This is a genomic window from Sedimentisphaera salicampi (assembly GCF_002117005.1).
Taxonomy (GTDB): domain Bacteria; phylum Planctomycetota; class Phycisphaerae; order Sedimentisphaerales; family Sedimentisphaeraceae; genus Sedimentisphaera; species Sedimentisphaera salicampi.
Map to the genome: position 1 here is coordinate 1,903,246 of NZ_CP021023.1, position 22,129 is coordinate 1,925,374.

10 protein-coding genes and 1 tRNA gene are annotated in these 22,129 nt (G+C 48.0%); 1 reads left to right on the top strand and 10 read right to left on the bottom strand.

The window, feature by feature from the left end; genetic code table 11:
- Positions 1–229: 229 nt before the first annotated feature.
- The 9 genes from clpB to STSP1_RS07200 form a co-directional block, all read right to left on the bottom strand.
- Positions 230–2,830, bottom strand: a complete 2,601-nt coding sequence (gene clpB, locus STSP1_RS07160) for an ATP-dependent chaperone ClpB (protein WP_085755701.1) — start codon at positions 2,828–2,830, stop codon at positions 230–232.
- Positions 2,831–3,166: 336 nt separating this feature from the next.
- Complete coding sequence (locus STSP1_RS07165) at positions 3,167–4,300, bottom strand: YibE/F family protein (protein ID WP_085755702.1); 1,134 nt, start codon at positions 4,298–4,300, stop codon at positions 3,167–3,169.
- Positions 4,301–4,372: 72 nt separating this feature from the next.
- Positions 4,373–6,007: a glutamate--tRNA ligase gene (gltX, locus tag STSP1_RS07170; protein WP_161491664.1), complete on the bottom strand. Its 1,635-nt coding sequence runs from the start codon at positions 6,005–6,007 to the stop codon at positions 4,373–4,375.
- Positions 6,008–7,236: 1,229 nt separating this feature from the next.
- Positions 7,237–7,310 (bottom strand) — tRNA-Val (locus STSP1_RS07175).
- Between the two features lie 156 nt (positions 7,311–7,466).
- The gene (locus STSP1_RS07180) at positions 7,467–9,701 is read right to left on the bottom strand and encodes a hypothetical protein (RefSeq protein ID WP_085755704.1); all 2,235 of its coding nucleotides are present in this window, start codon (positions 9,699–9,701) and stop codon (positions 7,467–7,469) included.
- A 146-nt stretch (positions 9,702–9,847) separates the two neighbouring features.
- A complete protein-coding gene (locus STSP1_RS07185; RefSeq protein WP_161491665.1) occupies positions 9,848–12,277 on the bottom strand; it encodes a LamG domain-containing protein in 2,430 nt (809 codons plus the stop codon).
- 118 nt (positions 12,278–12,395) lie between these two features.
- Positions 12,396–15,272, bottom strand: coding sequence for a glycoside hydrolase family 2 TIM barrel-domain containing protein (locus tag STSP1_RS07190; protein WP_085755706.1), 2,877 nt, complete (start codon positions 15,270–15,272; stop codon positions 12,396–12,398).
- Positions 15,273–15,442: 170 nt separating this feature from the next.
- On the bottom strand, positions 15,443–16,555 hold the full coding sequence (locus tag STSP1_RS07195; protein ID WP_085755707.1) for an endo-1,4-beta-xylanase: 1,113 nt from the start codon (positions 16,553–16,555) through the stop codon (positions 15,443–15,445).
- 108 nt (positions 16,556–16,663) lie between these two features.
- On the bottom strand, positions 16,664–19,093 hold the full coding sequence (locus STSP1_RS07200) for a glycoside hydrolase family 127 protein (protein WP_085755708.1): 2,430 nt from the start codon (positions 19,091–19,093) through the stop codon (positions 16,664–16,666).
- A 444-nt stretch (positions 19,094–19,537) separates the two neighbouring features.
- Between STSP1_RS07200 and STSP1_RS07210 the strand changes: the two genes are divergently transcribed.
- Positions 19,538–20,140: a PEP-CTERM sorting domain-containing protein gene (locus STSP1_RS07210; protein ID WP_085755710.1), complete on the top strand. Its 603-nt coding sequence runs from the start codon at positions 19,538–19,540 to the stop codon at positions 20,138–20,140.
- Positions 20,141–20,287: 147 nt separating this feature from the next.
- Here STSP1_RS07210 and STSP1_RS07215 read toward each other — a convergent pair whose 3' ends face one another.
- Positions 20,288–22,087, bottom strand: a complete 1,800-nt coding sequence (locus STSP1_RS07215) for an FAD-dependent oxidoreductase (RefSeq protein WP_085755711.1) — start codon at positions 22,085–22,087, stop codon at positions 20,288–20,290.
- Positions 22,088–22,129 lie beyond the last annotated feature (42 nt).

The following is a 22,129-nucleotide window of genomic DNA, read 5'->3' on the forward strand; positions in this document are numbered from 1 at the left end:
CCGCCTTGTCGCATTTTTTAATCATAAGCAGAAGCGATGTCCTGTCCTTGAGTTCAGAAGAACTCGATGTAATCTGCAGATTACACAAATTGCCCAGATCCAATATCGGTTTTGGTGGGTGCGAGGGTACAGAAAATAAACCGGATCAACTCCAGAATTTTGCGAATTAGAGGAGACTTTTCAAACGGAAAACTAAAAGGGGCGTAAATTATACGCCCCTAGATCTATGTTAATCGCCGGCTTCGAGTTTCTTTACAGTGTAGTTAAATCTATCGGCGTCTATGAGTATCTTATCGCCTTGGGAGAATTTGCCTTCAAGCATCTCTGAGGCGAGTTTGTTTTCAAGTCTGTGCTGGATAGCCCGTTTTAGAGGCCTTGCACCAAAAACGGGGTCGTACCCTTCGTCCATAATCAGCTCGGTAGCAGCATCGGTAAACTCAACCTCAACATCCTTCTCAGCGAGCCTTTGCCTGAGGTTTTCAAGCTGGAGCTCAACAATCTGCTTTAGCTCTTCTCTTCCGAGCGTCTTGAATACGAGCTTCTCATCAATCCTGTTGAGAAATTCCGGCCGGAACACCTGCGAAAGCACATCCCGCACGTGGGCTTCGATCTCCCAGTCTGCCCCGTCTTCCTGCGTGAGCGATCTGATCTGATCGCCTGCGAGGTTGCTGGTCATAATGATAACGGTGTTCTTGAAGTCCACCGTTCTGCCCTTGCCGTCTGTAAGCCGGCCGTCATCAAAGATCTGGAGCATCACGTTGAACACGTCTTCATGCGCCTTTTCGATCTCATCAAGCAGTACCACAGAATAAGGCCGCCTGCGCACGGATTCGGTGAGTTTGCCGCCTTCTTCATAACCCACGTATCCCGGAGGGGCTCCGATAAGCCGAGAAACAGAATGGGCTTCCATAAATTCGCTCATATCGATTCGTATCATGGCGTTTTCGTCGTTGAACATAAATTCAGCGAGCGCCTTGGCAAGCTCTGTTTTGCCTACGCCTGTAGGCCCGAGAAACAGGAACACGCCTATCGGGCGTTTCGGATCGCTGAGGCCTGCACGGCTCCTCCGCACTGCGTTGGAAAGCGAGGAAACCGCCTGATCCTGCCCGACAACCCTCTCTTCGAGCTTGGTTTCCATATTGATAAGCTTCTCTCTCTCGCCCACCATCAGGTTTGAAACGGGGATTCCCGTCCAGCTAGAAACCACCTCTGCGATTTGCTCGGCTGTTACCTCGTTCTGGATGAGCTTGGGCTCTTCGCTGCCTTCCTCGCGGGATTTCTTTTCGGCCTCCTCGAGCTGTTTTTCCAGCTCGATAATCTTGCCGTACTTGATCCTTGCAGCCTTTTCGAGCTCGCCGTTCCTCTGGGCTTCCTCGAATTCGTTATGAGCCTTCTCAACTTCCTGCTTTATCGATTTGAGCTCATCGATACCTTCCTTCTCACGGTTCCACTGCTCCGTGAGCTTCTGGTTTTCTTTTTCGAGCTCTTCAAGCTGCTTTTCCGTATCGGCAAGCTGTTTCTGGCTCGCCTCATCGCTCTCTTTCTTGAGAGCCTCCCGCTCAATCTGCAGCTGAACGATCCTCCGCCTTATCTTATCAAGCTCCTCGGGCAGAGAGTCGTTTTCAATGCGCAGCTTCGAAGCGGCCTCGTCTATGAGGTCTATAGCCTTATCGGGGAGCCAGCGGTCTGTAATATAGCGGTTGGAGAGGGTGGCCGCTGATACGAGCGCAGAATCCTGAATCCGCACGCCGTGATGGGCATCGTAGCGGTCTTTCAGGCCGCGTAGAATCGCAACGGTTTCCTCCACAGAAGGCGCCTCCACCAGCACCGGCTGGAATCTCCTCTCAAGGGCGGCATCTTTCTCGATATGCTTGCGGTATTCGGTGAGGGTAGTAGCGCCTATGCAGCGAAGTTCGCCCCTTGCAAGCGAGGGCTTCAGGAGATTTCCTGCATCCACAGAACCTTCTGTCTTCCCCGCTCCTACTATATTATGGAGCTCATCGATAAACAGAATAATCTTGCCTTCTGATTCGGTTACCTCTTTGAGAACGGCCTTGAACCTGCTCTCAAACTCGCCGCGGAATTTCGTGCCTGCAATAAGAGAGCCCATATCGAGAGCTATAATCTTCTTTTCCTTGAGCCCCGCCGGGACGTCTCCATCCACAATTCTCTGCGCCATTCCTTCAACGATAGCCGTTTTCCCAACCCCCGGCTCGCCAATCAGCACGGGGTTGTTTTTCGTGCGTCGGGTTAGCACCTGCATACATCTGCGGATCTGGTCTTCTCGGCCTATAACAGGGTCTAGCTTGCCGTTTCTTGCCATCTCCACAAGATCAATCCCGTATTTCTCGAGCGCCTGATAGCCCGCCTCGGGATTCTCATCGGTTACCTTCTGCCCTCCGCGAATTGTGTCAACGGCCTCTTTTATCTGGTCTGCGTTAATTGAATTGAGGCTCAGGATTTCTTTTACCGTACTTTCCACCTTCGCAAGGGAAATCAGAATATGCTCAACACTGAGATACTCATCTCCCATCTGATCTGCCTCATTCTGGGCGTTCAGCACTATCTGATTGAGCTGCATATCCGGCATAATCATAGAGCCTGTCTTGCCGGTGGAGAGCTTCATAATCTCAGATTCTGTCATCTCCTTGAGCCTTGAAGCCTTCACCCCAAGCTTTTCGAAAACCTGCCCCGCAACACCTTCTTCGTCATCGAGTATTGCAGAGAACAGATGCAGCGGGCTCAAAACCGTATTTTTCTTAGCCATAGCAATCTGCTGAGCAGTAGCCAGGGCTTCTTGTGCTTTTACTGTAAATTTGTCAAATTTCATCCTCAATTACCTTTCCGTAAAATTCAGGAACGCACAAAGATACACAAAATCCGTGCCATACCGGCTTTCGCTCTCCATATCAAACAAAACGGGCTAAAATCCGGAATCGGGAAATATTTTCTGCTGTCATTTTGGCATATCCGAGCGGTAACTATCCACAGAGATTACACCGATTACACGGATTTTATTGTTGTTTTGTATCACTAAGCCCGCGAAGGGCTCGAAGGGATTTGACGGTTATTATTTGTGTGGAGGTTTGCGGGCGCATGGAAAACCTGCCGCCTTGCCGGGATAAGGCGGCTTTCGCTGTTATAGGGAAACTCACAATCTGCGTATTTAAACCGGTTTGCCGTTTTCGGCTTCGTGTTTATCGGTTTTGAAGAGCAGCCCAGCTACTAAAGCTGTAAACGGGGCAACAGCCACGAGCCCGAAGCTTCCCACAAGCACATTTAGTATCTCAGCGGAAACGAGCTTCAGGTTGAAAAATTCAATCAGAGGAGTCCCCTGCCCCATATAATACATCAGCATAGTTGTATATCCGCCGGAATAGGCAAGCAGGAGGGTTGTTGTCATAGTTCCGATAACATTTCTTCCCACTCTCAAACCGGAAAGGATATGCTCGGTGAAATGTATATCAGGCCTTTTATGCTTGATCTCGTGCATTGCGGAGGATATATCCATCGCCAAATCCATCACCGCACCAGAGCAGGCAATAAAAATCCCGCAGGTAAATATTGCGTTCAAATCCAGCTCAGGGAACCCGGCATAAAGCAGCGATTCGGCAAACGGCCGTACCGCCCCGTCAACACTGAACAGATTCGTGAATACCACCGCTAAAACGCTGGCAAACACGAGCCCGGAGAACGAACCTGCGAATGTGGCAAGGCCTCGTTTGTTTATCCCGCCCACGAGAAAGCTCACCGAGGCGGTTAATGCGGCCACGGTAAACACGGAAATGGGGTATGGATTCCAGCCCTTGAGCATGGCAGGTATAAGCAGCTTCCATATCATAAGAGCAGCAAATACGAACGACAGCAGAGCCTTTGTTCCCGTCCAGCCGGCTACAGACACGAGGAACACAGCAAACATTACAGCCAGCAGGATTTCCAGATGTATTCGGTAGTGCCCGCGGGAATATGCGGTTGTTGAGTCTGCTTTGTAGCGGTATTCGATGAGGATTGTATCGCCCTTTTCGTATATCTCATCAAATTCCATCCTGCCCTGAAGCTGGTTAATCGCCTGAAATTTCTCCCCCTCGTGCTCACCTGAGAGCACCTCAACCTCCATCCGCTGGCTGCCTGTAAGCACGATTGAGAACTGCTGGAGGTCGCTGTTGTCAATCGAGAGAACCTTAGCCCTTGCATGCCTTGAGCCCCGGTCGGTGTTGGTTTTGAAGCCGGTGGGCACAAAAAGCAGGCCGGCGCAGCAAAGGATAAATACTATTACGGCAGTTAAATCTCTATTTTTCATCGTTACCTTTCCAAGAATTTATGGAAATATACACAACTGCCGGAAAAAACAAAATTAGAATAATGTTTGTGTTCAGAGCTGATAATATTCAAGCTCCGCCAGCGACCTGTCTATTCTTTGCAGAACGCAAGCCTTTCCGAGAATCTCGATCGAATCAAATATAGCAGGGCTTATAGTCCCGCCGGAAAGGGCAACCCTGATAGGCTGGGCAATCTTCCCGAGACCAAGCTCATTCTTCTCGCCGTAGGCACGGAGCTGGGATTCAATGTTTTCAGCGCAGAAATCTTCAATCCCTTCAAGCAGTATCCGCATATCACGCAAAACCGCAAGTCCCTGCCATTCGTTCTTCGCAATCACCTTCTTCACGGCCTTTGGATCGTATTGGATATCATTGGTGTCGATGAAAAAGAGCCTGCATTTATCGAGCACGTCCCTGAATGTTTTCGCTCCTCTGCTCAGGTGCACCGCCCTTTCAAGCAGCCAGTCTTCCTTTTCCAGAAGCGGGCTTGAATTCTTCTCGAGGAATGTTTTAAAGTGCCGGAGGAGGGTTTTGGAGTCTGCATGGTTTATGTGTTCGGTGTTGAAGGCTATGAGTTTGTCGCGGTCGAAAAAGCTGTTGGCCCTGCCGAGCTTATCGAGCGTGAAGGCGTTTTTTATTTCCTCACGGCTCATAATCTCCTTATCTCCGCCGGGATTCCAGCCCAGAAGGGCCACAAAATTCAGCACGGCCTCCGGAACATACCCGCTTTTTACGAAATCACGCACGTTTATCTCAGGCAGCTTAACCCCGAGGAAATCGGCAATATGATTTACGGCATCCTCATCCGGAACAGCCTTCTTCTTGAGGAATCTCTCAAGGTCTTCTTCGGTCATCCCGCCGGCAGCGGCAATCTCTGCTTTGCTTTTATCGCTTGCCTTTACAGCTTTGCGCAGTGCGTTTGGCCTTTCCCGCTTGCTGAGCTTCCCGCCTGTATCGCTTACGGTGAGCGATATATGGGCATACTCCGGCCTTTCAAAGCCAAGGGCCTCCTGCAGGAGGATATGCCCGGGGGTGTTCATAAGGTGCTCCTGCCCGCGGATAATATGGCTCACGCCCATCAGCGCATCATCCACCACAACAGCAAAATGATACGTGGGGAAGCCGTCGGATTTGCGGATTATGAAATCGGAAATCTCAGACGGATTTACAGCCACAGTTCCGCGCACCTTGTCTTCAAACACGATCTGTTTGTCCTGCGGGACGGCAAACCGGACAGTTACAGGCCTGCCCTCTCGACGCGCCTTTTCTGCATCCTGTTCTGTGGGAAGGCTGGCTGGGGTTTTGTAAATAAAGCCGCCGGAATCCTTCACTGCCTTATCACGCATTTCTGCAAGTTCTTCAGCAGTTTCGAAGCAGTAGTAGGCATTGCCGCTTTCCAGCAGGCGGTTTAAGTGTTCTTGGTATATATCCATCCGCTCGCTCTGGAGATAAGGGCCGTTCTCCCCGCCCGCTTCGGGGCCTTCGTCCCAGTCTATACCGAGCCAGCGGAGGTCTTCGAGAACCTGCTTCATGGCTGTGGAGGTGTTGCGTTTCTGGTCGGTATCTTCTATGCGGAGGATAAATTTCCCGCCTGTTTTTCGCGCGTAGAGCCAGTTGAAAAGAGCGGTTCTCGCTCCGCCGATATGTAAGTAGCCCGTGGGAGAAGGGGCGAATCTTGTAACTGCCATAGTAAAACCTGCAAAATACAATAAAATTCCAGTTCCTTTGAAAGAGGGCATTATATTCAAAAAGAGCCTTTTGGAAAGTGGGGAAAGGGCCGGCAGAAACACGCGGACAGATATCTTTTTTGATGCCAGAAGAAGGTTTGCTTGAATCGCAAAAGAGATAAATCCGCTGATTGCACAGACCTCGCAGATATATTACACAGATTGCACGGAGTTTTTGTGGCCTGTGGCGAGCAGCAGAGCTGCAAGTCCGCCTGCGGCGGGTGGCTCGCGGCTCGGTTTAAACGTTAGTTTCGTGAAGTCGCTGCGAAATGCTAACGACAATCAGAGCCGTGCGTGGAGTCCGCCGAAGGCGGACGAAACAAGCGGATAGATTCGCTGCTCGTTACGAGTGGCGAGTGGCAGAGCTGCAAGTCCGCCTGTGGCGGATTGTGAGGGGCAAAATCATTAGTGAAAAATTAGTGTAGATTAGCGGCTGAAAACATCTCTCTCATATTTTTTTCCTCTCCCCTCCGTTTCCTCCGATACCTCCGTGTAAAAATCAATTTAAACATTGTAGAAGAGTTTGGTATTGCGGTGAAACGTCCTTCCGGCATAGAGCTTTCCCTCATTTATGCGTCTGTCCCCTCAAATGTGAATTTGATTTATACCGAGCCTGTCCGCCGGAGGCGGAGAGGAATCGGAGCAATCGGAGGAGGATGTGATAAATTAGACAGGATTAACAAGATTTACAGGATGAGATAAAGATTTCATATTAATTTTAAATTGGCTTTCTTATCAAAAAAACTTATCTTAAATCATTAGTGAAAAATTAGTGCTGATTAGTGGTTAAAAAAATATCTCCCCTCTGTGCCCCTCCGCCTGCGGCGGACAGGCTCTCCGCCTTCGGCGGACTCCACGTGCGGCTCTGATTGTCTTTAGTATTACGCAGCGATTCCACAAAACGAGATATTTAAACTGAGCTACGCTTAAAGGCTTGCCGCAGGCGGGAAGGGTTAGGAGGTGTTCTAAAGATGATTATCTAGAAGCTTCCGGGATAGAATCTGACAATACAAATTCAGAGTGTATACTGAACCGTATATTGAAACGCCTACTAAACCGTATATGCAGGGCAATTCAAAGAGTTGTGATTATGTGCAAACGGCAATTGAAAATCTTTCTAAGTATCACGGAGACAATGATTTATGCGAGGAAAATCTACGCAGTGCGTTTGCTTGTGAAATTGGTAAAAATGGGCCGTGCAGGACTTGAACCTGCGACCCCCTGCTTGTAAGGCAGGTGCTCTAGCCAACTGAGCTAACAGCCCTTTAAGAGAGAGGTATAATATTGAAAGCTTTGAAAGAGTCAACTTTTTTTTGCAGAAAGTTAGGCCTATTGCAAAATTTTTTATTAAGGAGTTTTTGTCATTTTAATGCCCTTTCAATTACTTTAAGTTTTGCTGCAGCAGCCGCTTCCACACTCTTTAAAGCTGAATCTCGCATAGAGCCAGAGAATATGCCGGCAAAGAATAATAAACTGAATTCCCCTTCTCAATAGAATCAGCGGTATTCAGCAGGGCGCTGTCTCTCCAAACATCGCCGTTTTGAGCGGAAAGTATCTGCACCTGCGCCGATTGCACTGGTGAGCTGTTTTCGATAAGTATCTTTTTTCGTGAACCGGTTTTGTTGAGCAGGATATTGAACAGCTTATTGTCTTCCTCGTTGTAAGCAGAAACGCAAGGAACAGCCGGCACGCCTGAATCAGAACTCAGGAGCGTTTCGCCCAGAATACTATTGAAAAGATTCATCGCTTTGAGTACTGGTCTGGGCTGCAATGTTTCGGGGTCTATAAATGCCCTGTCGCCCTGCACAGCTCCCCATGAGCCCGGCCACCTCGTGGCCATAAACAAATCGCCCTTAATAAACTGCATCATCATCTCACTCTGAATCAAGGCAGCCTGATAATGCGATCTCTCAATTCTGTGCCATAGGGGCCCTGCGTTCCATTCTGAAATTATAACGTCTATCCCATACTGGGAATACCTGCTGCGGAAATTGTTTATCTCCTCGTTGTAAGTCAAATGTTCGCCTGCCCATTCGGTATGCTCAGCTGTGATTGGAACATCATTGATAAAATTCTCCCACGTAGCCAAATTCTCAGCCGGCTCATCCTTATCGCCCCATCTCCAGTAGCAGTGCAGGTCTGCATAGTCAACTTTATCACCTGCAAGCTCAAAAAATTCGCTCCATCTCGGTGCAGAATAAGGCGTATTGAAATGATTGGAGGTGTTTACGATAATCTCAATATTCGGGTCTATCTGCTTCATTGCGGGGACAAACATATTAACAATACCGGCAAGCTCTGATGCTGTCATATTAAAAGGCTCGTTGCCTATACGCCAGTATTTGATGTTGTAATTGTTGTTTTTGCAGTGCTGCACAAGAGCAAGCGTTTCGTTCAATGAATCCTGAATTCTGTTGTATCTCCAGCCGGACTGGAAGTTTATCGTAATAAAAGGCTCCACATCAAGCAAATAGCACCAGTACCGATAATCATCTATATCCATGGTATGTTCGGACTGGCAAACACTTTTATCCTCGAAGTAGTAAAAGGAATCCGGATCGGTCTCCCACGAATCTCTCCAAGCCGGGGCTCCCGGGCATTCCTGCCAGTGCCAGCCGCCTTTTGCTGTGTCGGGATAACGAAGAACCTCAGCCCCCAGCTCGGAAATCCTCTGGGGAATAATTCCGTTAGACCAGCGCTGGTCATTGTCGAAGCAGGTATTCACGCACGTTCCGTTTAGGTATGGGCTGATCTGGTGAAGCTGGTTATTATTGTCTATCACTATTTCTACATCCGATTTTAAGCTAAGCCAGCTAATAGCAAGCTGTTTGAGGTCTTGTTTTGTAATATTTCCTGAGGGCTCTAAGTCTGCGGTTTCGCTGAAATTATCATTCTCAAAATCTGAAAGCCAGCATTCGCCCAAATTCGAAAAGTCCTCTAAATCTACAACATAATCTGCGTTCAGATCGGAGGGAAAAGTTTTGATTTGCGTTTGGATTATCGTCTTGCCGTTTTCAAGACGAACCTCCACCTCTGCCAGCGGATGGCCTCCGTATGCCTTGATAAAGCCTTCTGATTTGAGCTGATTTGCCAAATCCTGCTGATCTGCATTGATTGTAAGACTGCCGTCAGTTATGTTTATCTTTCCCGTGCTGAGCTGTGAATTATCCACCCTGAGCCAATTCACCTCTACCGTGCCGTCTGCTATAAACAGATGCCCTGAAGCCGGAGCGTTATTTTCGCTTCTGGCAATCCAGAGGGTGTTGCTGATTCTAACTGAAGAGCCGTTTTTAACAGTCATCCTTCCCGTTTGAGAATTTCCGACGTAAAAAATGCCTTCAGCATCAAGTGTGCTGTCTGAAAGCAAAAGCTCGGCAGTTCCGCCTCCCCAGCTTCCTGCACCGCCCCAGCCGTTTACCTGCAGGGAGGCTGATTTCAGCTGCATTTTACCGGTCTTAAATTTGAAAGCATTGCAGCAGAGCTCATCTCCGGATTCTATCACAGGGCTGGCTGAATCACCCTGCACATCGATTGTAATATCCTCGCTGCAAATCGGGACATGGTTCTGTCCCCAGTTTGCGGGGGTTGTCCATTTATGTCCGCTGCCGTTGTCAGACCACCAGTTTCCTGCTGCCGCGCAGACTGGTGAGAACAATAAAAAAGCTGAAGCAAATAAGCAAATGATTTGGCTGTAACTTTGTTTTATCATAAAAGCTCAATTCTGAATATTGGAATTAACAGAAAAAACCTGCACGCCCCTTTAAGAACGTGCAAGTTTTAGAGCACAGTTGGATGTTTTGATCAGTCTTCAGAAGGCCAGAGCTTTTCTTCAACCCAGCAGTCGAACATATTGCTCAAATCTGTCAGGTCAACTGAATTGTCGTGGTTTTTATCCGCCCAAGAACGAACGGCCTGATACACTGAATCCTGCCCAGCAAGATACAAGATCTCTTCCTGGCTCAGAGCACGGTTGTAGAATCTCAGATCATCAACCTTTCCGTTCCAGCCACGAATAAGCTCCCAGTTTGTAACATCAATCAGACTGCAGGCAGAGTAGGCATCTCTTGCCATCATCTCGCCGTTTCTGTATATGTTCAGCTCGCCTGTGTTTGCATTTTTCACAAAGGCATAATGATTCCAGCTTCCCTGCCAGTCTTCAGGACCTGCCCAGCCCCAGCTGAGCTTGTCGCCGTTCAGTGCAAATTCAACTATGTTGCCTTCCTTCTGATACGACCCGGGAAGATAAACTGCTCCAGCCCAGTTTGGATTCTTAAACTTCATCAGATTTTGATCTGATGTCCTGGCATCAGTATTCCCGTTCACCCACAATGATACAGTAACTTCATCTGCTCCTGCGGCATTCGGGTCTGAGAGTCTTTCAGGTACTAATGATTCTCCCGGGAACTGGAACCAGCCGCTGGAAATCACAGAAAGATCTAAACAGCCCCCGTCATAGCCGCTGGTCGGGTTCCAAGCCCCAGCTGGCATACTCGTGCCTTTTAACTCTCCGTCAAGCTGGTTAGCTGAGCAGTCAGAAATGATTTCACCTTCTGTTTCGTCAAACTTATATCTTGCGGTAAGGCCTGCCGGCTCGCTTTCGGCTGCTGTTACAATCTTTCCAGACATTCCCCAGTCATTAGCAATTACAGAATAATCACCAAGATCAGCTAAGCAGTCTGTACCACGGAAATCCCCAAAAGCGTATCTGTTAACGCAGCGTTTCGGATGAACTTGCAGATTGTCGAAGAATATGCTTCCCTCTCCGCAGCCTGCAGCATCGATCCCGAGAGTAACTGTTTGAACATCTGTGATATCAACGCCTCCTGCAGCGAAATCAGAGAGCTTTGCATCAAAGCCCTTCCACTGATTTGCCCTGTCTGCAACGGAAGGATTATACAATACGCTGTAGCTGTTTGAGCTGCTGTCTGTAAGGGAAATAGAAAGCAGAGCGTTCATCGGCAGCTCGCCGAAGAAGCTTACAGTAATTGCTTCGCCCTCTCCAAAAGAAAGGTCGCTGAATGGCAGAATTCTGGATGTCTCAGCCAGCCCGTCATTGTATGCAAGCTCTACAGCCTGCTGATTCTCCGCTATAACCGTATTAGGGTCGGGTGCAGGGGACCATACATCGCCAACAGGGGAGGCTTCATCGTAGCTCTCAAAATCATCTATAAGATTATACTCAGGCGTGTTAAAGCTCCATACATCACCCTTCCAAACTTCAGAAGTATCAGTGTTCACTGAATCCACTCTCCAGAAATACTCCTCATCAAGGCTCAGGCCGGACATAGGCCCGTAAGAATAAACGAGATTCGGGTCTGAGTCTGGAGTTTCGAATCTGCCCTGATATATGCCCGTAGTTGAAGGTGTTGCCGCTGATACGTCCTCATAGCTTGTTCCGAAATAAACATCGTGATGTGTTTCGAATTCACCCGGCTGCCATGAAAGTGTGAGCGGAGCTGTATAATACTCCAATTCCTTCGTATCTGCGGGCATAGGATTGAATACATTCTCCTCTGGCAGTTTTGATGCGGTTATCACAGTGTGCGTACCGTCTTCAATTATGCTGACTGATCCTCTCGGATCGCCGCCGTAAGCTGTAAGCAGACCGTCTTGAACATACTGCTCGAATTTGTTCTTCTTATACCCGGCCACTTTCAGCGTGCCTCCGGTTACATCTACTTTACCGCCATCCTGAATGACGATGTCGTCAGCTGTTACAGTGCCGCCGTAGGCGTTGAGCTCTGCAGTTCCCCCGGAGCTGCTCCAGTCGCCCGGAACATAGAGGCTCCAGTTTACATCAACCGTCCCCGAATTTACATTCAGCACGCCTCTTGTGTCTGCGTACCGTCCTAGAAACAGTGCTTTCTCTCCAATGAATGAGCCCCCTTGGCTTATTTCGATAGTCCCGTCTGCATCGCTGCCCCAGTTTCCTGCTGTAACGTTGTCGTATGCCTTCAAGCTGCCTTTAACTACCAGATAACTAGGGCCTGAGTTTTTTCCGACTAACAAACTTCCGCATTCAAAATCACCTTCCGGGCTCACCTGAGCCCTTGCTTCCCAGCCGGATTTATTGATCTCTACAGCAGCGGCTGAAGAATCGGGAACTGTGCTTTGCCCCCAGTTATTCGCATTGCCCCAAGACCAGTCATTATACTCGGCATTAGTCCACCAGTTGGCTGCCTGCGCACTTACGATAATGCACAAAATACACGTAAAGTTTAACAACTTCATAATATAGCTCCTTAAAATTAACATTAAAATCTATTATACACTGCCAAGCCTCTCTGAAGAACACCTATTTGTATTTATTATCCGCCAAAACTTAAACAGTGGCTCAGCCTTCTTGTTCTTAATTAAATACTGCCCTTAGCTCTTCAGTACTAATGCTCTGCTGCGGGGCAAAATTTTCGCTCTGCATATAGTTGTAGATGCTGGTTTTCAGCTGTCTTGCAGCGGGCCTTTCATCCAGCCCAGACTCTATATCCATGCAGCAAACCAGTACGCTGCCTTCGCCCACTTTCGCCTCAAAAAGCAGCCCGAGCTTTCTGTTTCTGTGCCAGTCGTCTATCATCTGGATCGCCGGCCGGAAATCTCTCGGCATCTCGTTTAGTATCATAGGCTTGCAGTCATTCATCAATCCCCACCACTGCCAGTTTGTATGCATATCAGTGGGAAAATCATTGAATACCGGATGGTTTGGATCACAGAGCATACCAAGCGTATCTGATTCGCCGCCGTCTGTCCACGGGCAGTTCCAGTATATGCTGGGGAAGCACGGTTTCACATTTCCCTTAATGTAATCTTTTTCCGGAAGAAGGAGCATTTTCGCGCCTTCCAGCAGATAATCCATACTCTCCGCATTTAGCGTTTCTGCGATTATGAAATCCTTTGGCTCGGGCACTTCCGCCTTTTCCGGATAAACCCAGAAATCCCAGTTATTCTCAGCATCTGCCTGAAGGATGCTGACGCTGATGTTATACTTTGCCGGTGCGTTCAGGCTGGAGAGATTGAATCTGATTCTGCCTGCCCAATGCCCGTTGCCCACTGGCAGATTCACCTCAGGGCAAACCCCGCGTTTTACCGTCTCGCCTGATTCATCTTTAATCGCCCATCTGAGCTGAGTATTCGATATCTCGCTTTGGCTGAAATTTGCGGCCTCAAGTTTGGCATCAAATTGTTCATGCGAAGTAAACACTCGCTTTTTCATTCTGAGAAGCGGAACAACCGGCGAGCAGAATTTTCGGAATTCTTCCCCGCTTACATAACCCTTTGAGTCCCAGAAACCATCAAGAACGCCCACTAAGGCCGTGCCCTGACCGAGGAAATCATGAATATCCAAAAGCTGAAAGCCTCCGAGGCCTTTGGTTCTGAGCCCTGCTTCAATTTCCTCCTTAAACTGCTTAACCTGCCATTTTCCTGAGGCCTGAACGAAATCATCATTCTGCTCAAGCATTCCCCTCTCTTCGAGCTGGTCTCTGGCTATGATCAAATAGCCGGGCGTTAGGCTGCCGGTAAATTTATCGATATCGTCAACATCCGGATAGCTGCACCTCTGGACAGTTTCATGCTGAATAAGCGGCTTGGGATAAAGCGCTGCGATAGTGCTGTAGTCCAGGTTGGTATCAGGCTCTCTTGAGGTAAGATAGCTGGAGCCGGGAACAGGCGGCCAGCCGCACTGGTATCGAATCCGGAATCTTCGCAGAGCTTCAAGATTTTGTGCCCCGCTTACGCTTACAGATTTGCCTATATAGTATTCAGTGTTTTCCGAATTGAAGCCGTTTGCGTAGCCAGTATAAAGCCTTCTCCGGTCATCGTTTTTGGTTTCCCGAATCAATTCTTCCATTATCTCGGCCTTCATCCAGCCTTCATTCCCAACGCCGTAAAGAGTGAATGATGGGTGATTACCGTATTCTTTGAGGATTCTTTTCCATTCGGCTTTAACATAAGCCGCTATATCTGAATCTCTTCTTTTTACACCCGCCCAGATATTGCATTCGGGCTGGAGATATACCCCTGCCCTGTCTGCCGCCTCAAATGCCGGCTCAGGAGGGCACCACGAATGGAATCTTATGTGATTTAGGCCGTAGTTTTTGCACTGAGTCATAATCTTTTCCCAGTACTCAATATCCATTGAGGGATAGCCTGTTTTTGGGAAAATGCAGCATTCAAGTGTTCCACGAAGGAAGGTCTTTCTTCCATTAACAAGGAAGCTGCTTCCTTCTGTTTCGATCTCCCTCATCCCGAAAACTGCCGATTCTGCTATTTCCTGCCGGCCTTCAAGATTAAGGCTCAAATTCATCCTGTAGAGATTGGGGCTGAATTCATCCCAGAGCAAAACGTCTTCGCCCATCGGGAAACTAACGGCTATCTCCGGATTTATGCTGCCTGCAGTTACGGGAAATGAATGGACGCCTGTTTTATGCTGATTGCCGGTATTAAAAGAAGATGCGCTGATTTTCAGCTTGCCGTATTCAGATTCCTCAATGCCTGATACTTTAAGCTTAACTTCGGCAGTTTTTTCTGCTATATTCGGATACACCTGCACATCGCTTATCCTGAGCTTCGGCTTGGCAGAAAGCTCAATCGCTCCGATAATTCCGTTCCACGGGGTTTGGGTGTGGTTGGTGATTGAATGGGAGTTTTTACCTATAGGATAGAGCATCCTGTTATCCACAGCTATAGTAATCTTATGCCTACCCGAAGACAATTGGTTTGTGCAGTTATACTTATGACTCGCTGCAAGGCTGTCGAACTGACCGACCTTTTCAGAATCAATCCAGACGTGAGAACGCCAGTGAACTCTTTCAAGGTTTAGGAATATCTCCTTATCTTCCCAGTTTTCAGGAATCTCAACTTCCTTTGTGAACCATGCGAGCCCCGTATAATGACGGTCTGGATTGAGAAAATAGGGTATCAGGATATTGCCCGGCTTTGAATACTCATCATACATAGGATGCTCAGGCCATTTGGGATAATTTTTAAAGTCAACAGACTTTCGCCAGACAAAATCGGTGTCTAAACCGATCTCTTCTCCGTACCCCTGCTCCTGAATAGAGCCGGGCAGATTTATTCTCTTTTCAAAGCTTTGATTAAACCAACTCTGTTCTTCGCCTTCATCCTGAGGATCTAGTTTGAACTGCCACTGACCGCTTAAGTCGATAGAGGCTGCAAAAACGGATACAGACAAAAGGAGTGTGAGAAAAATTGATGTTTTGTTTTTACGCATTGCTAAGCCTTCTAAAACTTTTTTAACTTAAAAAACGCCTAACCTGTAATATTAGAATATTTTGCAGGGCAAAGCAACGCAAATTTGTTTTAAAATTCCGCATTTTTGTGCAATAATTCTGTCTGCAAACCGATTTAAACGGGTTGTAAATAAGTTTGGGACACAGAGGTTTACTTTCTGCCGGCCTTGACAACCGCATTAAATGCCGGCTTCGGCTCACAGTTCCTGTTGAACAGAAGCGGGTAATCCGTTCTGCCGCTAACTGGCCAGTTGTTTCGCCAGGAGCAGCCGTCGTGCACTCCCCAGAAAGTTACTCGGCTGATCTTCCCCGAATTCCGGGTGAACAGGGCGAACAGCTGCTGATAGCGATTTGAAAGCTTGCTCTGCATATTTGCCGGCAAACCGTCCGGGAAGGGGTTAATCTCTTTTCTAAGCTCATAATTTTGGCTTATATCTGCGCCTCTGTGCTCCCATGCGCTCGGAAGCACCGTTAAATCCAGCTCTGTAATCATCACCTTCAGCCCAAGGCTTGAAAATGCATCAATGCTTTTTTGAATTTCAGCAGCAGATGGATGGCTGAGCCCCCAGTGCCCCTGTATGCCGATGCCGTCTATCCGCAGGCCCCTGCTTTGCAGCTTCTCTGCAAGCTCTGCGGCGGCCTTCCTCTTTTCACTTCGATACATATTATAGTCGTTGTAGTAGAGTTCTGCATCCGGAGCTGCCTGATGGGCGTATTCGAAGGCCTTGGCGATATAATCATCGCCTATAATCTCACGCCATTTGGTATTTCTGAGCGAGCCGACATCCTCAATCGCCTCGTTCACAACATCCCAGCCGTGTACTCTGCCCTTATACCTGCCTGCAACCTTGAATATATGCTCCCTCATCCTTTTGAGCAGCTCTTTGCGGCTAACCTCGCTTCCATCTGCATTTTCGAACACCCAATCCGGCGTCTGATTATGCCAGATAAGCGTATGGCCTGCAACGAACATCGAATTTTCCTCGCCGATGGAGGCGTATTTATCTGCCGGCTCAAAGTTGTATTCATCAGGCTTTGGATGTATGCTGCTCCATTTCATAACATTCTCAGGCGTAATGGAGCTGAACTGCTCGGCAAGAAGAACGCCTGCTTTTGGGTCTCGCCCGTAAATCTGGCTTCTGTTAACCGCAGCACCGATGTGAAAATCATCTTTGAAAACGTTTTTCAGTTTTGCCTCAGAAACACCTTCTGATGCATAGCATAAAGACACTGCTGCAAATAATGCTGCAAACCACAATCTCATAAATTCTCCCTTAATTCTAACCGCAGAAATTTTACTACTAAACGATGATATTCCAATTTGATTTAATTTGCAAATACCCTCTAACGGCTCTTCTGCATTTAAGCGAATTTATTCGGTCTCAATTTTCGCCTCGAGAATGCCTGCTGAGGAGGTCTTTTTCGGGGTTACCACAATCCTCATCGCCTCGCAGGGCTTCACCTCTGCGGGGTGCACGGTGTTGAATGAATCCTCAATCACACTGTAGGAATCGGTGAGATACGGCTCCATCTTCTCCCAGCTTCCGCTGATTTTTCGCTCGATATGCCAGCTTGCAGGGAGCTGCACTCCCCCGCCGTCGTTGTAGAAATAAAGCCCAACAGAGGAAATTTTTTGAGGTTCATCGAAATTGTAGGTGATTGTCTGGGTTTTCCCCTTTCGCGGCCAGCTCGTCCAGCGGGGGATGCTTCTGTCGCTGGAAGACTCTGGGATCTTACCGTCGCTCACAGCTTCCGCATCATCGCCGCGGTATGTGTAGCTCGCTTCAATAATGCCCATATCGCTTATGAACGCATCCTCACCCATTGCAGCCTGCCTTGCTCCCTGCTTTGTTTGGGCGAACCATACAACCATACTCGTTCTCGGGTTGCGGTTGTTCCAAACGTTGTACGGCGTTAGCACCACCTGCCTTACTTCAGGACTCTTGTATTTGCGTGCAGGCAGAACAATCTTCTTATTACCCGCAAGCATACCGCTTTTAATCTCAAGCACCTTGCCTGCAGCGTTGGTTCTGGGCAGATAAAAATTCTGCACCTTGCCTTCGCCGTTATCAGGCTCTTCAGCGCAGTAAACAATCGGGCCGCGTTCCACGGCCGCCTTGCCGATATTCGCCTCCACCTTATCTATGCAGTCAACGTATCGAACGGGCATATCCATAAACAGCCCCACGCTGTCTCCTTTCTGCCATTTGCGTTTTATAACTGCATAGCCCTTCTTCATTTCCGGCTCAATTACCCTGCCGTTTACTGATATATTCCAGTTTGGCTTGATATTGTCTATATAGCTGTATAGACCGCCGGGAGCGGGCTCATTTCTGCACCAGCCAGGGATGCGAACCATAAGCCTGAATTCCTTCTCCTTCGCTGGGGAAACTTCAATCTCCACATCGCCGTTCCAAGGGTAGTCTGTTTTCTGCACGAGCTCCACATCGCCTGAATTAAGAGAGATATTCGCTTCGCTCCTGCCAAACAGATTTACGTACAAATCACCATTACGCACTGCATAGACGTACCCGGGGACTGATGCCATAAAGCGTGTTATGTTTGTCGGGCAGCATGCGCAGCCGAACCACGGCGAGCGGGAGTAGCTGCCATGCGATTCCAGCGGATTGGGATAGAAGAATTCATCGCCGTCCAGCGAAACGCCGCTTACTGTGCTGTTGTAGAGCGTTCTCTCCAATACGTCTATATACTTGGAATCCCCGTTAAGGAGGAACATCCTGTGATTGAGCATCACAAACGCCACTTGAGCGCAGGTTTCGCAGTATGCGCTTTCGTTAGGCAGTTCGTAGTTATCGCCGTAGGCCTCGCCGCCGTGCCTTGCACCAACGCCGCCGGTAATGTAATACTTTTTACCTACTATATTATTCCAGATGGTATCGATAGCCCCGATGTATTCTTCGCTCCCTGCCATTGCCGCAATATCGGCCATCCCGCTGTACATATAATTTGCGCGCACGGCATGCCCCACCGCCTCCTTCTGCTGGGTAACGGGTTTATGAGCTTGGCGATACTCCGAATGCGAGCCCGGGTTGCTTTGATCACCCCTTCTTTCGAGGAATTCCTGAGCCATCTTGAGATAACTCTCATTTCCAGTAACGCGGTAGAGCCTTCCAAGCCCCATTTCAATCTCCTGATGGCCGGGGAAGCCCTTATGCCCGCCGTCTAAGAACACATCGCAAACCAAATCGGCATTTTTTATCGCAACATCGAGGAAAGTTCTGCGTCCGGTAGCTATATAATGAGCAACCGCCGCCTCGTACATATGCCCCGCATTGTAGAGTTCGTGTGAGCTTTTGAGATTATCCCAAGGCTTATTTACGTAGCAGCAGTTTCCGGTTTTCGCTTCTCTGTCTCTTGCTTTTAATGTCCAAGCTGTGTACAGATAGCCGTTATCGTGCTGAGCTCCGGCAACCCATCCAATAAGATTCTCCAAATACTCCTCAAGCTCGGGATCTTCCTCTACCATAAGGCAGTATGCAGCGCCTTCCATAATCTTGAAAACGTCTGAATCGTTGAAGCCCTGCCTGCCCTGAAATTCCTCATCGATCACTCCAGCAGCCGCCTTGAAGTTATCTATCCGGCCGGTCTGTTCGCATTTCTCGAATGCGTAGGGGATGGTAACGTTTTTGTTCGTTTCGAGCCGAGGCTTCCAGAATGAATCATTGAAATGAACTTTTGTAAAATCCACCGGCTGATATGGATAGCTCCCTGAGGCCATAACTGCCGAAATCGAAACTAAAAGCACAAACATAACTGATAAAGCTCTTCCTGAACGCTGCATATAAAAAACCTTTCCTGTAATTTCAAATTGCGAAAACTGTCTTAATATAATAAACCTGAAACTTAGGTTTTACAAAAAAAACTTTTTAGCCTTCAGGATTCGAGTGTGCGACAATATTTTTTGGTAAAATGCAAATCATCATGCTGCAATGCTTTGTAGAATTTATTGTTATCTATATTACTGAGCCAGTCCCCCTGCGGCGGAAAACTCGCTAAGGATTTTTTGTCTGCGGGTTTCGTTGGCGAGTAGAGGCGAACCTGCGCGAGCGCCCGCCTGTGCAGCGTGAAAATTCTGCGAAAAAAAATTATGCCTATTGCCTTCTCATTGCCCCAAAAAAATTGTCGCACACCAAAAATGCTTCGCCCTAAAAACACTTGACCTGCTGTTTTTTCAGGTTATAGTGTTATCTTAATATGCTAAACTTAAATTTGAAGGTGTATTGAAATGAAAAGAATTGCTTTGGTTTCGGCTGTTTTGTTAGCGGCAGTTAATTATGCTTATTCAGCCGGTATAGAAATGAATATTTCACCTGACGGCAGCAATGTGAAAGCAACTTACAGCGGCAGCCTCGATTTAAGCGGCTTTTTCAACTCTGGCTCAGTAGAAAGTATGTACTCTGGCGGCGAGGAGGCTTTACTATGGCCTCAGGAACCGGTTATTGGCGTCTCAACTACCTCTGCGGAAACGGAGATGGGGTCTATCTGGGGTATTGATTCTCCGCTGCCCTCTTTCGGCTCTGATGTACAATCTGTCCCAGACAGTTTTTACGGCGACAGTTTTGGAGTAACAATAGATTCTGGCACGTCAGATCAAGCTATCTTTTTTGACGTGAAGGATATCGACGAGAATAACATTGTCTCGGTAAGCGGGGGGATGACTTTTCAAAACAAAACAATTTCCGATCTGGGGCTCAATCTGGGCACTTACCAAATGAACGACTCAGATTTCGCCCAAGGCGAGAATATCACTTTGACAATCACCCCTGAACCTGCGACGATGGCTCTGCTCGGCCTCGGCGGGCTCTTCATCCGCCGCCGAAGCTCATAAGCTGGGGAATTTATGGATAACATACCAATATAATCTGCGAATCTGGTTCGTTAAACAGAGAAGCTCGAACGCTTATGTTTACTGCCCCTTAAACAAGTTTGTGCATATTATTGCCTAATCGAAATCTTGCAGCTTAACCCTTGATAATCAGATTCTGCAAAGTTTCAGAAGTTCGCCGATATGCTCCCTGCCGACTTTCCTTGCAGTCTTATTGTATTTTCTGGATAAAGCAGCAGCAAAACCCACGGCAGCCCCCATCTGTCCGCAAGTGTTCATAACGCGCGGCCCGCCGAGGCCAACGTGAGAACAGCTGAAACACCTCCCGGCCATCATAAGATTTTTTACGTTATGGGAATAAAGGCTGCGGAAAGGGATATAGTAAAATTTGTTCTTTGCCTTTCTGAAAATTGCTTCGGATAAAAAGTCGTATGGGCTGCCTTTCAAAGACCGCTGGTAGTGAATATCGATCGAGCGTTTTTCAACAACAACAGCATCTTCAAATTCAACCGATTCTGCGGCGTCTTCTCCGGTGTACACATAATCTCCCGTCAAACGGATAGATTCTCGTTTGCCCGCATTGTAGCCAACCCATGTAAGCCTTCTTTTCTTGTGCTTATCCTGCTTGATTGTATTTGAATATGTGCCGTATATCGCCCGGAAGAAATGGTCCCGAATCTGTTCGGCGTCATCGATTTGGTTGAGACTGTTATGTGAATATTCCCAATACCACTCGCCGGCAGCAGAGGTATGATCCTTGGCAACAGGCTTTGCCCACGGAACTTCAGGAAAACGTGCATTTTCTTCCCCGATTTCAGTATTCCATAAAACGCTTGCACCCATCACTCGATTATCTGCTTTCTCAGGACACCATAAATCTCCGTGCTTCTCCCAGCCTTCGTTGTATTTAGATTCAGGCTCGCGGCCGTAAGTGAAATCCGCACCAGCAAGCCGGCCGAGCCATCCATCGCCGGTACAGTCTATAAAATTGGCTGCCTTGAAAACAGTTCTCCTGCCTGTCAAATGCTCATATGTTTGAATTGATTTTATTTGCCCCACTGCTGCATCTGCTGATATCACCGTATGCATAAGAAACTGGGAGATCCCATCAGCTTCATTCATATTTTTCGTTCGTTTTTGTTCGTCGTAAAACGCCTTGTCTGAGCCATTGGGATAATGCTCGGTGTTGATTTTTTTGAGTATATCTTCAGCTCCTCCGAGAATGCCTAAGGTGTGAACTCTTATTTCCGCGCTTGCATTCCCTCCCAAGGCAGGCCTGTTGTGAATTAACGCAACCTTCAGGCCCTGAGATTCAGCTGCCAAGGCCGCAGCGCATCCGCTGATCCCGCCGCCGGTGATAACAACATCGAAATTCATCTTTTCTGGAACTTTAGAAGATTCAGGATTCTTTGCTAATCTCCAGCTAACCAGTTTCTGTTTATCATTAGGGGGCGCTTCTCTATCATCCTGAGTGAAATACACCGCCGAACACCGCCCTTCAAAGCCGGTAAGATCTTCCAGCTCTATCTGAACCTCGCTTTGATTTACTTCAACCTTCCCGCCGTAATGCCATTTCCATCCGGGTTTAATTCCGAAAGTCTCGTTTAGGTATTCCCCGCCAACCTTAAGCTTAAATCTGCCCGGGGCATCCCAATCTCCCGGGCACCAGTCTTTTGTATGCACCCAGACATTATACAAACCGGCTTTCTCAAAGCGGGCTTTTGTTTGAGCATTTTTCACAGGCCTGCCCAGCCCGTGCGCAAGCAAATAACTGAACCCAAGGGTATTATGGAATTGAGTGTCAATTTCCCATCCGTTGGTTTTCTCAAAATGGACTGCTTCAAGCAGAAGTGAGGAATTATCTGAATCGCCAAACGAAGCATAACTGCTGAAATTTAAGGAAATGCCCGCTGCTGCTGAGGCTTTGATGAAGTCCCGTCTTTTTATCATATTCTCCCCCGCTGAGATTGGTTGAGCTTTATTATACTATTG

Bases quoted from the DNA above. Each gene is read 5' to 3' on its own strand.
- STSP1_RS07190 (WP_085755706.1), bottom strand. From the start codon at position 15,272: ATGCGTAAAAACAAAACATCAATTTTTCTCACACTCCTTTTGTCTGTA.
- STSP1_RS07185 (WP_161491665.1), bottom strand. From the start codon at position 12,277: ATGAAGTTGTTAAACTTTACGTGTATTTTGTGCATTATCGTAAGTGCG.
- STSP1_RS07195 (WP_085755707.1), bottom strand. From the start codon at position 16,555: ATGAGATTGTGGTTTGCAGCATTATTTGCAGCAGTGTCTTTATGCTAT.
- STSP1_RS07200 (WP_085755708.1), bottom strand. From the start codon at position 19,093: ATGCAGCGTTCAGGAAGAGCTTTATCAGTTATGTTTGTGCTTTTAGTT.
- STSP1_RS07165 (WP_085755702.1), bottom strand. From the start codon at position 4,300: ATGAAAAATAGAGATTTAACTGCCGTAATAGTATTTATCCTTTGCTGC.
- STSP1_RS07215 (WP_085755711.1), bottom strand. From the start codon at position 22,087: ATGATAAAAAGACGGGACTTCATCAAAGCCTCAGCAGCAGCGGGCATT.
- gltX (WP_161491664.1), bottom strand. From the start codon at position 6,007: ATGGCAGTTACAAGATTCGCCCCTTCTCCCACGGGCTACTTACATATC.
- clpB (WP_085755701.1), bottom strand. From the start codon at position 2,830: ATGAAATTTGACAAATTTACAGTAAAAGCACAAGAAGCCCTGGCTACT.
- STSP1_RS07210 (WP_085755710.1), top strand. From the start codon at position 19,538: ATGAAAAGAATTGCTTTGGTTTCGGCTGTTTTGTTAGCGGCAGTTAAT.